We start from the raw sequence: 16,484 nt of genomic DNA on the forward strand, positions 1-16,484 counted from the left end.
ACTCTCCGTGAATGTTTACCCGTAATCGGGTGCGACACTCGCGTTGAGCGGCACAGCCAGGCGGAATAAGCCCGGCCGTGCACAGCGTCCTCGCTGTGTGCCTTCCCTAAGGAAGGACTTTTTCAAAGGAACCGCGTCCCGGTCCAAAGAACCGGAGACGGGGTATTTTATAGTCTGGCGTTGACTTTTGGCACGCTGTTGAGTTCTCAAGGAACGGACGCTTCCTTTGTACTCACCCTCTCGGGCTTTCCTCCGGGCGCTTCCCTTCGGTATTTCGTGTTTCCAACCTTACCAGATCCGTTTCCCGGTCCGTTTCCGGTCCGAATTCCGTTTCCGGCCCCCTGTTGGAGCGGGGTTTCTCGCGCCTTCCGGCGTGATCACTACTTTAGCGTATTTCCCCGGCGGCTCCTAATCGGAACCCGGTCCGGAATTCGGCACGCCGAAATCCATCCCGTTCAGGGATCATGCAGTAGAGATTGCCGCCGGTGCGGCGTGAGTGGCCGCCCCAGAACCGTGAGGTCCGTGTGGCAACCCGGAGAACATTACCCATGGCCCCCGCCCCTGTCAACAGCCCAGGTGCCGGGGCCCGTACCGCCTCAGTCCAGGTCGCTGAGCCGACCGCCAGCGTCCGGCTGGGCCCTCTCCACGCGGCGCAGCAGGCGGGTCAGCATCTCGCCCAGCCTGCCCCTCTCCTCCCCCGAGAGGTCCTGGAGCAGCTCCTCCTCGAAGACCGAGGCCATCCGCATCGCCTCGAGCCACTTGGCTCGGCCGTCCTCGGTGATGCCGACGATGACGCGCACGCGGTTGTTCTCGTCGCGCTCGCGGGTGACGAGGCCCTCCGCGACCATGCGGTCGATGCGGTGGGTCATCGCGGCCGGGGTGAGGCCGAGTCGCTTGGCGAGGTCGCCGGGGCCCATGCGGTAGGGGTCGCCGGCGAGGACGAGCGCCTTGAGGACCTCGAATTCCGCGTTGCTCAGTCCGAGCTCCGCCGTCTGCCGCCCGTACGCGACGTTCATGCGCCGGTTGAGGCGGCTGAGGGCGGAGACGACCTTCTCCACCTGGGGATCAAGGTCCTGGAACTCGCGCTGGTAGGCGGCGATCTGCTCGTCGAGGCTCGGCTCGCGGGTGCCGGGGGTGTCAGCCATGAGCCGCAGTATGACACGACTGATTGGCGCTAAAGCCCTTTGATGTGTACTGTTTAGCTTCGAAGTTTACAGTTGAAGTCTTCAGGCTTGGACTGTCCGCCTCCACCCCATCCTCTTCTCTCGACCTAGGTAGGTGAGTGTGACCACCGCGATGGGCGCAGCACTGCGCCGGATCCAGCTGGGCAACGCGCTGAGCGCGTTCGGCAACGGCTTCACGGTTCCGTTCCTGTTCATTTACGTGTCTCAGGTGCGGAACCTCGGCGCGAGTACGGCCGGCATCGTGCTCGCGACCTTCGCCGTGGCCGCGCTCGTCGTGCTGCCCCTCACCGGTCGGGTCATCGACCGGCGGGGCCCGCTGCCCGTCGCCATCGCCGGTACGGTCTCCGCCGCCATCGGCTCCATGGGCCTCGGCCTGGCCGACAGCCAGTCGCTCGTCGTCGCCGCGGCCGCCGCGCTCGGTGCGGGTATCGCGGTGATCCAGCCCTCGCTGGCCACGATGATCGTGTGGTGCTCGACGCCGACCACGCGCTCGCGCGCCTTCGCGATGCAGTTCTTCCTGAACAACCTCGGCCTCGGCGTCGGCGGACTGCTGGGCGGGCAGCTCGTGGACACGTCGGACCCGTCGAGCTTCGTGCGGCTCTTCGCGATCGAGTCCGCGATGTTCCTGGTGCTGGGCGCGGCCATCGCGACCGTACGACTGCCGAAGGTGCCCAAGGTCGAGGACGCCGTGCCGACCGACGAGTCGGCCAAGGGCGGATGGCGGTCCCTGACCGCGGACCGGGCCATGGTGCAGCTGTGCGTCCTGGGCTTCGTGATGTTCTTCGCCTGCTACGGGCAGTTCGAGTCGGGGCTCGCGGCCTTCGCCGTCGAGGTGACCCGGATCTCGCCCGCGACGCTCGGCATCGCTCTCGCGGCGAACACGGCTGCCATAGTGCTGGCGCAGTTCGTGGTGCTGAAGCTGGTCGAGCGGCGGCGGCGCAGCCGGGTGATCGCGCTGGTCGGGCTGATCTGGACCGTGGCGTGGATCGCGGCGGGCGTCTCGGGGCTCATGCCGGGTGCGCACGGTGTGGCGACCGCGCTGTTGATCTCGACGTACGCGCTCTTCGGCATCGGTGAGTCGATGCTGTCGCCGACAATGGCCCCGCTGGTGGCCGACCTGGCTCCGGCGCGGCTGGTGGGTCAGTACAACTCGGCCTTCGCCCTGGTGAAGCAGCTGGCGCTGGCGGTGGGCCCCGCGGTGGGTGGTCTGATGGCCGGTGGCGGGATGTACGTCGCGTACATCGCGATGCTGATCGTCTGCTCGCTGGGCATCAGCGCGCTGGCGCTGCGGATGGGCCGCCGGTTGACCCCGGAGCAGGAGACCCCGCTGCGGGCTTCCGCTGCGCGTACCGAGACTGCGGATAGGGCCGTGGTTGTCGAGAAGGCCGATCGGACGCCCGTCTCCGTGTGATGCCTCCCCCAGGCACACAATCACGGTGCATAAATTCGCTGCACATATATACGAGAGAGCGGCTGTGGCCCGGAAGCGTTTCCGGGCCACAGCCGCTCTCGTCATGTGTGACCCGCGGGGAGGGCGAATTCGCACCAGACGGCCTTGCCGCCGCCCGGTGTGCGCCGTGAACCCCAGGACGAGGCGATGGTCGCGATGATCGAGATGCCGCGGCCCGCCTCGTCGGCGGGCTCGGCGCGACGGCGGCGGGGCAGGTGGTCGTCCCCGTCGGTGACCTCGATGATCAGGCGGCGGTCGGTGCGGCGCAGCCGCAGCCTCATGGGCGGTGTGCCGTGCTGGAGGGAATTGGCCACGAGCTCGCTGGCGGCAAGGACGCCCAGGTCGCGCAGCTCGGTCGGGAAGCGCCAGCTGACCAGGACTCCCGAGGCGAAGGCACGCGCGCGTGGCGCCGCTTCGATGCCGCCGAGCAGTTCGAGGGCGGCGTTGTGGAACAGCTCGGCGTCGTGGCCGGTGCGGGCGGGGTGCTGGAGGACGAGCATGGCGACGTCGTCGTCGTGCTCGTCGGTCACGCCGAGGGCGCGCATCAGCCGGTCGCACATGACCTGGGGCGATCCGGTGGCTCCGGAGAAGGCGCGCTCCAGGGCCTCGACGCCCTCGTAGATGTCCTCGTTGCGCCGCTCGACGAGGCCGTCCGTATAGAGGACGGCGCTGGAGCCGGGGCCGAGGGGCATGGTGCCGGAGGTGTGCACCCAGCCGCCGGTGCCGAGCGGTGGGCCGGTGGGCTCGGCGGCGCGGCGGACCGTGCCGTCGGGGTCGCGCACGAGGATGGGCAGGTGGCCCGCCGAGGCGTAGACGAGGCGGCCCTCGTTGGGGTCGTGGACGGCGTAGACGCAGGTGGCGATCTGTGTCGCGTCGATCTCGGTGGCGAGGCCGTCGAGCAGCTGGAGGACCTCGTGCGGTGGCAGGTCGAGGCGGGCATAGGCCCGGACGGCCGTGCGGAGCTGACCCATGACGGCCGCGGCGCGCACTCCGCGGCCCATGACGTCGCCGATGACGAGTGCCGTACGGCCGGCGCCGAGGGTGATGACGTCGTACCAGTCGCCGCCGACGGCGGTGTCCTTCCCGCCGGGCTGGTACGTCGCGGCGACGCGCAGGTCGTCGGGCTGTTCGAGCTCCTGCGGGAGGAGGCTCCGCTGGAGGGTCACCGCGGCTTCGCGCTGGCGGCGCTCGCTCGCGCGCAGCCGCTCGGCGGCCTCGACCTGGTCGGTGACGTCGGCGGCGAAGACGAGCACGCCCGGCTGGGTGGCGTCGTGGGGGCCGACCTCGATCGGGGAGCAGGTGAAGGTGTAGTACCCGTGGCGGGTGTCGGGCTCGGCGCCCGTCGGCGTGTCGGCGCCGGTGGTCCGCGCGTCGGCCGTGACGCGGCGGGACTTGACCGTACGGGGCCTGCCGCTGCGCAGGACCTGGTCCATGAGGGGGAGCAGGCCGAGCTCGGTGAGCTCCGGGAGGGCCTCGCGGGCGGGGGCGCCGGGGGTGCGCGGGCCGAAGAGGGCGGCGTAGGCGTCGTTGACGTAGGCGACGCGGTGGTCGGGGCCGTAGACGACGACGGCGAGGGCCGGCACCTGGCCGAGGATGTCGTGGACGGAGAGGCCGGCGAGGCTGGGGACGGGGTCGTCGGGGCCGGGCGGGGCGGACGGCGTGGTCTCGGCGCGGGCGGCGGGCACGGAGCCGGCGGTCGCGGGCGTGGGCTGGGGTGCGGTGGCCCGGTCGGCGCGCTCCATGCGTTCGGCGCGTGCGGCGGCTCGGCGCTGCGTTCCTGGGAGTCGGGCGCTCCAGCGGGTGAAGTTCACAGACGGTTACCTCGCGGAGTCGTTCCGGGCCAGCTCGGCGACGTGTCCTGGCTGAGCCGCGCGCCCGGCGCGGGGCCGCGGTTGGCGGTACGGGGGCCTGTCCCCGGGGGAATGCTGCAAACGTCCGGATCCTCGTCGTCGTTACTCTTCGCAGATACGAGCCCACCCATGGTCACACGACCAGTGTGGCCGACGGGACTGACATTCGTCAGACGTCGGCCCCCTGTCGGGGAGTTCCCGGCTCCGCCACGGGGCCGGGACCTGCCTCAACTCGCTTCCGGGTGACGGCCGGTGTCCGCGGCGAGTTCGAACTCGGCGCGCGGGTTCTCCAGCGAGCCGAGCGAGACGATCTCACGTTTGAACAGCCCCGTGAGGGTCCATTCGGCGAGGACGCGCGCCTTTCTGTTGAAGGTGGGGATCCTGCTGAGGTGGTAGGCGCGGTGCATGAACCAGGCGGGGTAGCCCTTGAGCTTCTTTCCGTAGACCTGTGCGACGCCCTTGTGCAGGCCGAGCGAGGCGACGGAGCCGACGTACTTGTGGGCGTAGTCCTTGAGCGGTTCGCCGCGCAGTGAGGCGAGGACGTTCCGGGCGAGGACCTTGGACTGGCGGACGGCGTGCTGGGCGTTGGGGGCGCACTCCTTGCCGGGCTCCTCGGCCGTGACGTCCGGGACGGCCGCCGCGTCGCCCGCGGCCCACGCGTGTTCGACACCCGCCACGGTGAGGGCCGCGGTGCATTTGAGGCGGCCGCGTCCGTCGAGCGGGAGGTCGGTGGCGGCGAGGATCGGGTGCGGCTTGACGCCGGCGGTCCACACGAGCGTCCGGGTGGGGAAGCGGGAGCCGTCGCTGAGGACGGCGATCCGGTCCACGCAGGAGTCCAGGCGGGTGTCGAGCCGTACGTCGATGTTGCGGCCGCGCAGCTCGCGGAGCGCGTAGCGGCCCATCTCCTCGCCGACCTCGGGGAGGATGCGCCCGGACGCCTCGACGAGGACGAACTTCAGGTCGTCGGGCCGCACGTTGTGGTAGTAGCGGGCGGCGTAGCGGGCCATGTCCTCCAGCTCGGCGAGCGCTTCGACGCCCGCGTAGCCGCCGCCGACGAAGACGAAGGTGAGGGCGGCGTCGCGGACGTCGGGGTCACGGGTGGAGGAGGCGATGTCCATCTGTTCGAGCACGTGGTTGCGCAGGCCGATGGCTTCCTCGACCGTCTTGAAGCCGATGCCGTGCTCGGCGAGGCCCGGGACCGGCAGGGTGCGGGAGATGGAGCCGGGCGCGAGGATCAGCTCGTCGTAGTGCACCTCGATGGCGCCGGTGCCGTCCTCGCGGGTGGCGAGGGTGCTGATGGTCGCGGTCCGCTTGGCGTGGTCGACGGAGGTGGCCTCGCCGATGACGACCTGGCACTTGGGCAGCGTGCGGCGCAGCGGGACGACGACGTGGCGGGGCGAGATGGAGCCGGCCGCGGCCTCGGGGAGGAAGGGCTGGTAGGTCATGTACGGCTCGGGGTCGATCACGATGACGTGGGCCTCGCCCCGCCTGAGCTTTCGCTGGAGCCGGAGAGCGGTGTACATCCCGACGTAGCCGCCGCCGACGATCAGAATGCGCGCCGGTTCCTTCACCAGGGCCCCTCCTCGCGATGTCGCCCGGCCCGAGGGGTCCGCGGCCGGGATGCCGGGTCGCCCGGCCGGGCACAGCTTCTTCCCATGACGCACCGCCGACGGGCGTTTGTCCACAGGCCCTGCGAAATGTATGACCGGTCGCGGAGCTGATCCCTCCATGGCCGGAGCCCGGGTTCGAGGAACAAATGAGCAGGTCAGCCCCGATGTCATGGGGTTGTGGGGTGGTGCGGAAACGGGGCGGGTGGGGCTCGTACTCCAATCGGGGGCGGCCTGTGCGGAACTACCCCTTCTTTCTTGACCGGGGCTCAACTATGTTCGTACTTCGTCGGGGTGTCAGAGACGTGCTCCGACAGTCAGGGCGGGGAGTCTCCGGGGGGAGACGTCATAACCGGGGGATCACATATGCACATTCAGGGCTCTCATTGGTCGACCGCTGTCGCGTCCGCCGACGCCAACGGCGGCCGGAGCACTCCGTTGCGCGTGGACGCGCAGCGCAACCTCGAACATGTCCTGCGGGCGGCTCGCGAGGTCTTCGGCGAGCTGGGGTACGGGGCGCCGATGGAGGACGTGGCGCGCCGGGCCCGGGTGGGTGTCGGGACGGTGTACCGCCGTTTCCCGAGCAAGGACGTACTGGTGCGGCGGATAGCCGAGGAGGAGACGGCTCGGCTGACCGAGCAGGCGCGGACGGCGCTGGGCCAGGAGGACGAGCCGTGGTCGGCTCTCTCCCGGTTCCTGCGCACGTCGGTGGCCTCGGGCGCGGGGCGGCTGCTGCCGCCGCAGGTGCTGCGCGTCGGTGTCGACGTGGACGCCGAGGAGCAGGTCGAGGCCCGGGTGCCGCAGCAGCGGCAGCCGGGGGTCACCGGGGGCCAGCTGCATGAACTGCGGCTGGTCGAGCAGCGGTCGGCTCCGGTCGCCGAGCGCGAGGACTCCGGCGCCGCGGCGCTGCTGGAGGTCGTCGGGCGGCTGGTGGACCGGGCACGGGCGGCGGGTCAGCTGCGCGCCGATGTGACGGTCGCCGATGTGCTGCTGGTGATAGCGACGGCCGCGCCCTCGCTGCCGGACGCGGTGCAGCAGGCGGCCGCCTCCTCGCGGCTGCTGGACATCCTCCTCGAGGGGCTCCGGTCCCGGCCGTCGGAGTAGTCACCGCGAAAGCCTGCGGGCGAGCGTTTCCGTGACGGGCGCGCCCAAGTCGCCTTGGGCGCGTTCGGAAAATTCTTCCCCGTTCGGGTGGCGGCCAGTGTTCCGGATGTCCTGGGACGCCCCGGACGAGTGGTTGATGCGCATGCCGGGGTGGTGACGGCCGACACTGTGCCACGCTTCTACGGTGTTCGGGTGCGCTGGCATGTACAGGGGCCGCCGCTATGGGCGTTGACGGCCGGGATGAACCACGCGGGAGTGAGGCAGCAGGCTCACCGCTCTCTCGCCGGATGTCCGGCCGCGGCTCCCCCGACGGTCCGAGCGTGCCTCAGCAGCGGGAGGGAGGCCGGGGCACCCGGAAAGGCGCGGAGACCGAGGCGTGGCCGGCCGGCGCATGGCCGGCCGACCGGCAGCCGGGTGATCCACGGCCCGGTGACAGGCGGTCGGGTGAGCTTCCCGCGCGGTCCGGCGAGACTCGGAGCGATCCCTGGCCGGTCGGGACGCGGTCGGCGGATTCCTCGCAGGCCGGTCACCGGTCGAGTGAAACGTCGGGTGAAACGCGGCCCGTTGGTTCACGGTCGGCCGACTCGGCACCGCAGGATTCACGGTCCGGCGCGCGGCCCGGCCGTGCGCGCCCCTCGCACGCGCGGCGGTCGTCACGTACGCGACCGTCCGGCGCGCCGTCGGCCGACGGTGCGACCTCAGGCCTACGGCCCGCCGACGCACCCGTCTCCGACGTGCCTCTCGACGAGCCGATTGCCGACGTGCCGCCGTCCGACATCGAGCTCGTCGCCCGGATGCGGTCCGGCGAGAGCGTGGCGTACGAGGAGTTGTACCGCCGGCACGCGGCCGCGGTGCGGCGGTACGCGCGCAGCTGTTGCCGGGACGACCACACCGCGGAGGATCTCACCAATGAGGTCTTCGCGAATGCCCTGCAGGCGGTGCGGGGCGGCGCGGGGCCCAATGCGGCGGTGCGGGCGTATCTGCTGACGACGGTGCGGCGGGTCGCGGCGGCGTGGGCGAGGACCACTCGCCGGGAGCAGCTGATCGAGGACTTCGCGGTCTTCGCGGCGTCGGCGGCGCGCGCGTCCTTGGCGTCGGACGACGACACGCTCGATCTGGGCGCCGACGTGCTGGCGATGCGGGAGGCCGAGCAGTCGCTGGCCGTGCAGGCGTTCCGCAGCCTGCCGGAGCGGTGGCAGACGGTGCTGTGGCACACCACGGTCGAGGACGAGTCGCCCAGCGAGGTCGCGCCGCTGCTGGGTCTGACGGCCAACGCCACGGCGGTGCTGGCGCACCGGGCGCGCGAGGGGCTGAAGCAGGCGTATCTGCAGGCCCATGTGAGTACGTCGCTCACGTCCGGCGGGGCGTGCGCGCGGTATGCCGACCGGCTCGGCGCGTACGCGCGGGGCGGGCTGCGGATGCGGGCCGAGCGGGGGCTGCGCAAGCATCTGGAGGACTGCGCCCGGTGCCGTACGGCGGCGCTGGAGGTCGCCGACGTCAACACCCGGCTGCGGGCGCTGCTGCCGGTGGCGGTGATCGGGTGGCTCGCCGCCGGGTTCTCGGCCAAGGTGGCCGCCGCGGGTCTGGCCGTGGGGGCGGCCGGTGCCGGTACGGCGGCGGGCGCGGGGGTGGCGGCCGCCGCGAGCGGGGGCGCGGCCGGCTCCGGGGCGAGCGGGGGCACGGGTAGCGCCGCGGCCGGTGAAGGGCTGGGGGCACCGGCGAAGATCGGGATCGCGGCGGGCGCGGTGGTCGCGGCCGGTGCCGTCACCGCGTACGCCCTGATGGGCGGCTCCCCCGCGCATCACCACGCGCCGCGGGCCAAGGCTCCGGCCGGGCCGGTGGCCACCGTTCCGGCGACCGAGCCGCCGCCGGAGCCCGTACGGAAGGCGGCGCCGCCCGCCGACCCGGTCCCCGTGGCTCCGGCGCAGCAGACGACTTTGTCGCCTGTGCCGGAGGCGGTGGCCACTCCCCCGTCGCCCCGGCCGACCCCGCCTCCCGCGCCCCGCCCGACGCCCTCGGTGCCGCAGTCGCCCGCGCCGTCCCCGAAGCCCACGCCTCCGGTGCCGGCTCCGCCCGTGACCGTCTATCAGCTCAATGAGCTGGCGTACGGCGGTGTGGGGGACGGCACGAAGCCGGAGGTGCGGCTGTACGAGAGCGGCTGGCTGTGGCAGCGGTACGGGCTGCGGATCGGCGGTGAGGCGTATGGCGACGGTGTGAGCATGCACGCGGCGTCGTCGGCGACCGTCGAGCTGAACCGGTCCTGCACGGCGTACGACGCGGTGGTGGGGGTCGACGACCTGACCTTCGGTTTCGGGGCGGCGCGGTTCTCCGTCTACGGGGACGGCACGCGGCTGTGGGAGTCGGATGTCGTGCGGGCGGGCGAGGCGGCGGTGCCTGTGCATGTGCCGTTGTCCGGATATCGGACGGTCCGGCTGGTCGTCTCGCCGGTGAGTGTCATGGATTCGATGACGGTGGCGGACTGGGCCCGGGCGCGGATCAGCTGCGGCTAGAGCCCTCGCCCCTCACAGGCTCCCCCTCGGTTCCATTCCTCCCGCCACCGCGCGTTGGCGGGGTGCCGAGGCGCCCGTCCAGCACGTGCCGCGGCGGGCGAGGAGGCGGCGCAGCCAGACCTCGGTGGAGACGAGTTCCGCGAGGCCGTCGAGCGGCAGGGCCCGGCCGTCCGCCGCCGCGTGCAGGGCGGACCGTACGACCCTGGCCTCGACCAGGCCCGCGTCCGCCAGCAGGGGCGCGTCGAAGAGCTCCAGCAGCTGTCCCACGGACGCGCGGAGACCGGCGCGTACGGCTGCCGCGTGCGAGGCGTGCGAGGTGGCGCCCCAGCCCGGGGGGAGTTCGCGAACGCCGGAGCCCGCCAGAACGGCGCGCAGTACGGACGCGCGCGCCCCCGGTTGCACGCGGAGCGCCTCGGGGAGCGCGCGGCAGGCGCGTACGACCTGGTTGTCGAGAAAGGGGGCGTGGAGGCGCTGGCTGCGGACCTCGGCGGCCTGTTCGAAGATGCGGTGGTCCGCCGCGTGGCGGGCGAGTGCCGCGGCGGCGCGCCGTTCCCCGGGCCGCTGGAGGAGGCCCCGGGGGCGGACGGCGGCGGCCTGGAGGCGAACCGATACTTCGGCCAGCGCCTCGCCGGTGAGCCAGCGCGCGGCGGGGCCGGGTCTGCACCAGGTGAGGGCGGCGAGCGAGGCGTCCACGGCCCCGCCGGGACCGGTCGGCGCGGCCACCTCCACGGGGTCGTCCAGGGCGGGGAAGTCGAGCGCCAGGAGCTGCCCGGCGGCCGCCTCCAGGCCCTCCCGGTAGGACGTACGGGCCAGTCGGCGCGCCGCGCGGTAGACCGTGAAGGGGATGAACAGGGACTGCGCGGTCGGCCCGTCGGCGCGGGCGAGCGCCGAGACGGGGCGCAGCAGGTGGCGGCGCCGGCGGTCCATCAACAGGTCGGCGAGCCGGGCGGGATGGGCGTCCAGGACCTGGCGGGCGCCGTGTCCGACGAGGTGGTCGGCGCTGCCCGCGGACAGCCGGCGGCGGTGCCGTTCCGCGGTGACGAGGGAGGGCCCGGGTTCGTCGGTGAGCGGGCCGCCGGCCAGGTCGGCGTACGGGAGGGCCTCCTCGCCCGCGGCGACGACCACGTGGCGCAGCCGGGGGTCGGCGGCGATGGCGCGGGCCCGGTCGAGTTCGGCCTCACTGGTCCGGCTGCCGCCCGCGGCGAGGTCGTTGAAGGTGACGGCGAGGAGCCTCTCGCCCGCGCCGTTGCCGCTCCCTGCGTGCATGCCGGCCACCCCCGGGAGGCCTGCGGCGAGCAGCGCGAGGGTGGCGGAGGCGCTGCCTCCTGAGAGGTCGGCGCCGATGCCGGGCGCCGGTCCGCCGCGTGCGGCGCGGCGCTGCGCGGGTCCCATGCCGGGTACGGGGCCGGGGTCGAGGTGGCCGTGGCCGCCCTCGGGCGCGTGGCGGGGTGCCGCGAGGCGGGTCCGTACGGCGTCGACCAGGGCGTCCCTTATGCCCTCGACGGCCTCCTCCGGGGCGAGTTGGGGCGCGGCGACGGCGAGCGAGGCGGTCGGTTCGTAGCCCGCGATCTCGCGTGCGCCGTCGCGCAGCACGAGCGCGTGGCCGGGCGGCACGCGCCGTACGCCCATGTAGGGCGTGCCGTCGCCGAGTGCCTCCGGGGAGTCGGGGCAGGCGAGCAGGGCGGCGAGGTGGCCGACGTCGAGCTGGGCCTCGATGAGGTCGGCCAGCGGCAGCGCGGCGGTGGCGTAGGCGGTCCCCCCGGCCCAGGCCGTGTGGAAGACGGGCCGGGCGCCGGCCAGGTCGCCCGCGACGGTGATGCGCCGCCCCACCTGGGCGACGGCCGTATAGCTGCCGGGCCAGGCCGTGAGGTGGCGCAGGGCGCCGCCGCGGGCCGCGACCAGCCCGGCCCTCAGCTCGTCGTCGGCGGCTCCGCAGCGGCCGAACACGGCGAGCCGGGTGACCGCGTCGGCCTGGACGACGCGGACCTCGTCCGGGCGCCAGTCGCCGACGGCCCACAGGGGCGCGGGGTCGCCCCACAGGAGCTGGGCGCCGACCGGGTGGACGGTGGGGCCGTCGAGGCGGTCGGGGACGCTGTCGTCGTGGCGGGGCGCGGCGCGTGGACCGGTCCCTGAGGCGGTGCTGCTCCACCCCACCAACCAGCGCATCGCGCCTCCACAGGCTGTGGACAACCAACGGGTGCCGTCATCGCGCACAGCGGGCCGACGATGACGACAACGAAGGACGCGACATAACGGTCACGCCTCCGGGCCCCAACTCGCCTTGTGACAGCGCGAGGTGTCGGACCGTCATGCCCATTGCAGGGGCCATGCTGTCACGACTGGGGGCGGAGGAACCCGACGTGTACGCGCGTGGCGCGTTGCGGGGAGATGACGGCTCCGCGTCCCGGAGCGCCGGACGGCGAGAACCGGCCAATCTCCGGGGCGGCCACGCGACGGGGCGCACTCGCGCAGTGCTTCGACCCGCAAGTGCCGGTCGCCCGGCAGGCGCCCTCGGGCCACTCCGGCTGGACATGTGCATGTCCGGGAGGCGGCTGACCGCCCCCCGGACCGCTCCGCCGCCCGCGGGGAATGAGGCGGCGGCTTCCCCCAGCCCACTGGATCCAGTGCAGCGGGCCAACCCACGCGCCTTCCATGGAAGCGCTCTTGGGATGGCGTGGACAGAGCGCACGGCGGGCGCACGACCCCACACAACCGGAGCACGTGCCCCTCGGTGCACGCGCGCACGGACCAGAATCCCGCCATCCGGGACAGCACCTCTTAACGGTCGGGATGCGGGGAACTACGCTGGGTTTACGAATGCCTCGTGCCTATGCCGGGGCGGGCGTCGCTGTTGCCGAGGGGTGCGCATGTCCAGGGAGCCACGCGGGCCGAACGAGAAGCTCGGCACTGTCCTCGTCCTCGCCGGAATCAGCAACGCCGGTCTCGCGCGCAGGGTCAACGACCTCGGTGCGCAGCGCGGATTGACGCTTCGCTACGACAAGACGTCCGTGGCCCGCTGGGTCTCCAAGGGCATGGTCCCGCAGGGTGCGGCCCCCCATCTGATCGCCGCCGCGATCGCCGGGAAGCTCGGCCGGCCGGTGCCGCTGCACGAGATCGGCCTCGCGGACGCCGACCCCGCGCCCGAGGTGGGGCTCTCCTTTCCGCGCGATGTCGGCCAGGCGGTGCGCTCCGCAACGGAGTTGTACCGGCTGGATCTCGCCGGTCGCCGCGGGGGCGGCGGCATCTGGCAGAGCCTGGCCGGATCCTTCTCCGTCAGCGCCTACGCCACGCCCGCGTCACGATGGCTGATAACCCCCGCCGACGGCTCGGTCGCCCGCGAGGCCCACCAGGCCGCCCGGGAGAGCGAGAACGGCGGCCCCGAGTGCGGCCCGGTGCAGCGGGTCGGCCACAGCGACGTGACCAAGCTGCGGGAGGCGGCGGACGACGCCCGGCGCTGGGACTCCAAATACGGCGGGGGCGACTGGCGTTCGTCGATGGTGCCCGAGTGCCTGCGGGTCGACGCGGCGCCGCTGCTGCTCGGTTCGTACACCGACGAGGTGGGCCGCTCGCTGTTCGGCGCCACGGCCGAACTGACCCGGCTCGCCGGGTGGATGGCCTTCGACACCGGTCAGCAGGAGGCCGCGCAGCGCTACTACATCCAGGCGCTGCGGCTGGCCCGCGCGGCCGCCGACGTGCCACTGGGCGGCTATGTGCTGGCCTCGATGAGCCTCCAGGCGACCTACCGCGGCTTCGCCGACGAGGGCGTGGACCTCGCGCAGGCCGCGCTGGAGCGCAACCGCGGACTGGCCACCGCCCGCACGATGAGCTTCTTCCGGCTCGTCGAGGCGCGGGCGCAGGCGAAGGCGGGCGACGCACCGGCCTGCGGCGCGGCGCTCAAGGCCGCCGAGGGGTGGCTGGAGCGGGCACGCACGGGCGATCCCGACCCCTCCTGGCTGGACTTCTACTCCCAGGAGCGGTTCGCGGCCGACGCCGCCGAGTGCTACCGCGACCTGCGCATGCCGCGACAGGTGCAGCGCTTCACGGAGCAGGCCCTGTCCCGTCCGACGGAGGAGTTCGTGCGGTCGCACGGGCTGCGGCTGGTGGTGTCGGCGGTCGCCGAGCTGGAGTCGGGCAATCTGGACGCGGCGTGCGCGGCCGGTACGCGCGCGGTGGAGGTCGCGGGCCGGATCTCCTCGGCGCGCACCACGGAGTACGTACGGGACCTGCTGCACCGCCTGGAGCCGTACGGGGACGAGCCGCGGGTGGTCGAGCTCCGGGAGCGGGCGCGGCCGTTATTGGTGGCGCACGGGTGAGGTCCGGCGTCGTACGTCGGGCGTAGTGGAGCGGCTTCCTCCCTTTCCGCCCAACTCGGCCGGTTTTCCCCGCCCGTGATCATCTCGGCCCGGTCCCCGGGTTGACCTGGGTTTCGACCCGTTGTCAGTGGCGCAGGTCATGATGGGGGGCGTGGGTGAGGCGCCAAGGTTGCCGGGTGCTCGGTCGCGGGTGTCCGGTCGGCGCGGGGAGGTGACGTTGATGAGGGCGTACGACTGCGATGTGCTGGTGGTCGGGGGCGGGATCGTGGGCCTGTCGACGGCGTATGCGATCACGCGCGCCGCACCGGGCACACGCGTCATCGTGCTGGAGAAGGAGCCGGGGCCCGCGCTCCATCAGACCGGGCACAACAGCGGTGTGATCCACAGCGGGATCTACTACCGCCCGGGCTCGCTCAAGGCGCGGTTCGCGGTGCAGGGCGCGGCGGAGATGGTGAAGTTCTGCGCGGAGTACGGCCTGCCGTGCGAGGTCACCGGCAAGCTGATCGTCGCCACGGAGCACGCGGAGCTGCCCCGGCTGCACTCCCTGGCCCAGCGCGGCCGGGAGAACGGCATTCCGGTGCGGGAGCTGGGCCCCGCCCAGATCACGGAGCACGAGCCGCACGTACGGGGCCTCGGCGCCGTCCACGTCGGCACGACGGGCATCTGCGACTACGGCGCGGTGGCCCGCCGCCTGGCCTCTCTCGCGGAGGACGCCGGCGCGTCCGTGCGGTACGGCGCCCGGGTCGAGGTCATCGGGCGGCGGGGACCTGCGATCGCGGTCCGTACGGCGCTGGGCGAGGTGCTGCGCGCCCGCGCCCTGGTCAACTGCGCCGGGCTGCACAGCGACGCGGTCGCCCGGCTGGCGGGTGACGACCCGAACATGCGGATCATCCCCTTCCGGGGGGAGTACTGGGAGCTGGCCCCGGCCCGCGCGGAGCTGGTGCGCGGCCTCGTCTATCCGGTGCCGGACCCGGCGTTCCCCTTCCTCGGCGTCCACCTGACCCGGGGCATCGACGGCACCGTCCACCTCGGTCCCAACGCCGTGCCCGCCCTCGCGCGCGAGGGCTACGACCGCTCGACCGTACGGCCCGGCGAGCTGGCCGGGACCGTCGCGTATCCCGGCTCCTGGCACCTGGCCCGCCGCCACTGGCGCTACGGCGCGGGCGAGGTCCGGCGCTCCCTCTCCAAGCGCGCCTTCACCGAGGCGGTGCGCCGCCTGCTGCCGGACGTGACCGCGGACGACCTGATACCGGCACCCGCGGGCGTACGGGCCCAGGCGATCCTGCGCGACGGCACGCTGGTGGACGACTTCCTCTTCGCGGAGTCGCCCGGAATGGTCCACGTCCTGAACGCACCGTCCCCGGCGGCGACGGCGTCCCTCCCGATCGGGAGGGAGGTGGCGCGGAGGGTGTTGAAGGGGTTGGGGTGAGATTTCGGAGTGCGTGGATCCAGCCCGTGGGGGCACCTCCCAGCGGTAGCTGGGGGAGTTTGAGGACACCGCGCGGAGCGTGGTGCGGGGTCTGGGGCGGAGCCCCGCACGCGGCGGAGCCGCATACCGGATGCAGCCGGGAAGGGGCGGGGCTGGGGAAAGGCCTGCCGCAGGCGCCCCTCCCGCGTACGCGCACCCCGGAGCCCCCTCTGGGAGCGCCCTTACTATGGAAGAACTGTGTCTGAGAACCTCTCCCCCACCCCAGCAACCGCCGCGGAGCGGACCTCGCGCGAGCCGAAGTTCCCGGCCGGACCCGCCGCGGACCCGGCCGGCTCCCACCACGAACGAAGGATCCGCTCCTTCCAGCCGCGCCGCAGCCGCGTCACCACCGGCCAGGGCGAGGCGCTGCGCCGCCTGTGGCCGAAGTGGGGCCTGGACATCGACGGCCTGAGCCGCCTCGACCTGGGCGAGCTGTTCGGCGACCCGGAGCTGCCCGTCGTCCTGGAGATCGGCTTCGGCATGGGCGAGGCCACGGCGCAGATGGCGGCCGCCGACCCCGGCACCGGCATCCTGGGCTGTGACGTGCACACCCCGGGCCAGGGCAATCTGCTCGCTCTCGCCGAGCGGAACGGCCTGACGAACGTCCGGGTCGCCAACGGCGACGCGATCATCCTGCTCCGCGAGATGCTCGCCCCCGACTCGCTCGCGGGCATGCGCGTCTTCTTCCCGGACCCGTGGCCCAAGAAGCGCCACCACAAGCGCCGGCTGATCCAGCCGGAGTTCCTGGCGCTGGCGGCCACCCGGCTCGCGCCCGGCGCGGTGCTGCACTGCGCGACGGACTGGGAGCCGTACGCGGAGCAGATGCTGGAGGTGCTCTCCGCCGCCCCGGACTTCGAGAACACCCAGCCCGACGGCGGCTACGCACCGCGCCCCGAGTTCCGTCCGCTGACGCGGTTCGAGGGCCAGGGGCTCGACAAGGGGCACGTGGTGCACGACCTGATGTTCCGGCGGCGCGCGGTCTGATCCTCGGGCGGGCG

General features: G+C 73.0%; 10 protein-coding genes and 1 rRNA gene (1 of these 11 only partly in view). 6 read left to right on the top strand and 5 right to left on the bottom strand.

Going from position 1 to position 16,484, the window contains the following annotated elements:
• Together DXZ73_RS21110 and DXZ73_RS21115 are read right to left on the bottom strand one after the other, a co-directional pair.
• Window positions 1-12: ribosomal RNA gene (locus tag DXZ73_RS21110) — 16S ribosomal RNA — on the bottom strand (it extends 1,512 nt beyond the left edge of the window).
• 584 nt (window positions 13-596) lie between these two features.
• Window positions 597-1,145, bottom strand: a complete 549-nt coding sequence (locus tag DXZ73_RS21115) for a MarR family winged helix-turn-helix transcriptional regulator (RefSeq protein WP_116212661.1) — start codon at window positions 1,143-1,145, stop codon at window positions 597-599.
• A gap of 139 nt (window positions 1,146-1,284) precedes the next feature.
• On the opposite strand from DXZ73_RS21115, the gene DXZ73_RS21120 reads away from it, so the two are divergent.
• The gene (locus tag DXZ73_RS21120) at window positions 1,285-2,595 is read left to right on the top strand and encodes an MFS transporter (RefSeq protein ID WP_116212662.1); all 1,311 of its coding nucleotides are present in this window, start codon (window positions 1,285-1,287) and stop codon (window positions 2,593-2,595) included.
• Between the two features lie 101 nt (window positions 2,596-2,696).
• Here the strand turns inward: DXZ73_RS21120 and DXZ73_RS21125 are convergent, their stop codons facing one another.
• Together DXZ73_RS21125 and DXZ73_RS21130 are read right to left on the bottom strand one after the other, a co-directional pair.
• Window positions 2,697-4,445, bottom strand: a complete 1,749-nt coding sequence (locus DXZ73_RS21125) for an ATP-binding SpoIIE family protein phosphatase (protein ID WP_116212663.1) — start codon at window positions 4,443-4,445, stop codon at window positions 2,697-2,699.
• A gap of 266 nt (window positions 4,446-4,711) precedes the next feature.
• The gene (locus DXZ73_RS21130) at window positions 4,712-6,055 is read right to left on the bottom strand and encodes an NAD(P)/FAD-dependent oxidoreductase (RefSeq protein ID WP_116212664.1); all 1,344 of its coding nucleotides are present in this window, start codon (window positions 6,053-6,055) and stop codon (window positions 4,712-4,714) included.
• Between the two features lie 402 nt (window positions 6,056-6,457).
• On the opposite strand from DXZ73_RS21130, the gene DXZ73_RS21135 reads away from it, so the two are divergent.
• Complete coding sequence (locus tag DXZ73_RS21135; RefSeq protein WP_116212665.1) at window positions 6,458-7,195, top strand: TetR/AcrR family transcriptional regulator; 738 nt, start codon at window positions 6,458-6,460, stop codon at window positions 7,193-7,195.
• A gap of 734 nt (window positions 7,196-7,929) precedes the next feature.
• On the top strand, window positions 7,930-9,705 hold the full coding sequence (locus tag DXZ73_RS21140) for a sigma-70 family RNA polymerase sigma factor (RefSeq protein WP_425315851.1): 1,776 nt from the start codon (window positions 7,930-7,932) through the stop codon (window positions 9,703-9,705).
• Window positions 9,706-9,717: 12 nt separating this feature from the next.
• Here DXZ73_RS21140 and DXZ73_RS21145 read toward each other — a convergent pair whose 3' ends face one another.
• Entirely contained in the window at window positions 9,718-11,871 is a 2,154-nt protein-coding gene (locus DXZ73_RS21145) for an asparagine synthase-related protein (protein WP_116212667.1), read from the bottom strand.
• 701 nt (window positions 11,872-12,572) lie between these two features.
• Between DXZ73_RS21145 and DXZ73_RS21150 the strand changes: the two genes are divergently transcribed.
• The 3 genes from DXZ73_RS21150 (at window position 12,573) to trmB (ending at window position 16,470) form a co-directional block, all read left to right on the top strand.
• Entirely contained in the window at window positions 12,573-14,018 is a 1,446-nt protein-coding gene (locus DXZ73_RS21150) for an MFS transporter (RefSeq protein ID WP_116212668.1), read from the top strand.
• A gap of 220 nt (window positions 14,019-14,238) precedes the next feature.
• Entirely contained in the window at window positions 14,239-15,447 is a 1,209-nt protein-coding gene (gene lhgO / locus DXZ73_RS21155) for an L-2-hydroxyglutarate oxidase (RefSeq protein ID WP_116212669.1), read from the top strand.
• Window positions 15,448-15,684: 237 nt separating this feature from the next.
• Entirely contained in the window at window positions 15,685-16,470 is a 786-nt protein-coding gene (trmB, locus tag DXZ73_RS21160) for a tRNA (guanosine(46)-N7)-methyltransferase TrmB (protein WP_162890270.1), read from the top strand.
• The last annotated feature ends 14 nt before the right edge of the window (window positions 16,471-16,484 follow it).

Source organism: Streptoverticillium olivoreticuli subsp. olivoreticuli (genome assembly GCF_003391135.1).
Classification (GTDB): domain Bacteria; phylum Actinomycetota; class Actinomycetes; order Streptomycetales; family Streptomycetaceae; genus Streptomyces; species Streptomyces blastmyceticus.

Excerpts from the sequence above, each read along its gene's own strand:
- DXZ73_RS21135 (WP_116212665.1), top strand. The coding sequence starts at position 6,458 with ATGCACATTCAGGGCTCTCATTGGTCGACCGCTGTCGCGTCCGCCGAC.
- lhgO (WP_116212669.1), top strand. The coding sequence starts at position 14,239 with ATGAGGGCGTACGACTGCGATGTGCTGGTGGTCGGGGGCGGGATCGTG.
- DXZ73_RS21145 (WP_116212667.1), bottom strand. The coding sequence starts at position 11,871 with ATGCGCTGGTTGGTGGGGTGGAGCAGCACCGCCTCAGGGACCGGTCCA.
- DXZ73_RS21150 (WP_116212668.1), top strand. The coding sequence starts at position 12,573 with ATGTCCAGGGAGCCACGCGGGCCGAACGAGAAGCTCGGCACTGTCCTC.
- DXZ73_RS21115 (WP_116212661.1), bottom strand. The coding sequence starts at position 1,145 with ATGGCTGACACCCCCGGCACCCGCGAGCCGAGCCTCGACGAGCAGATC.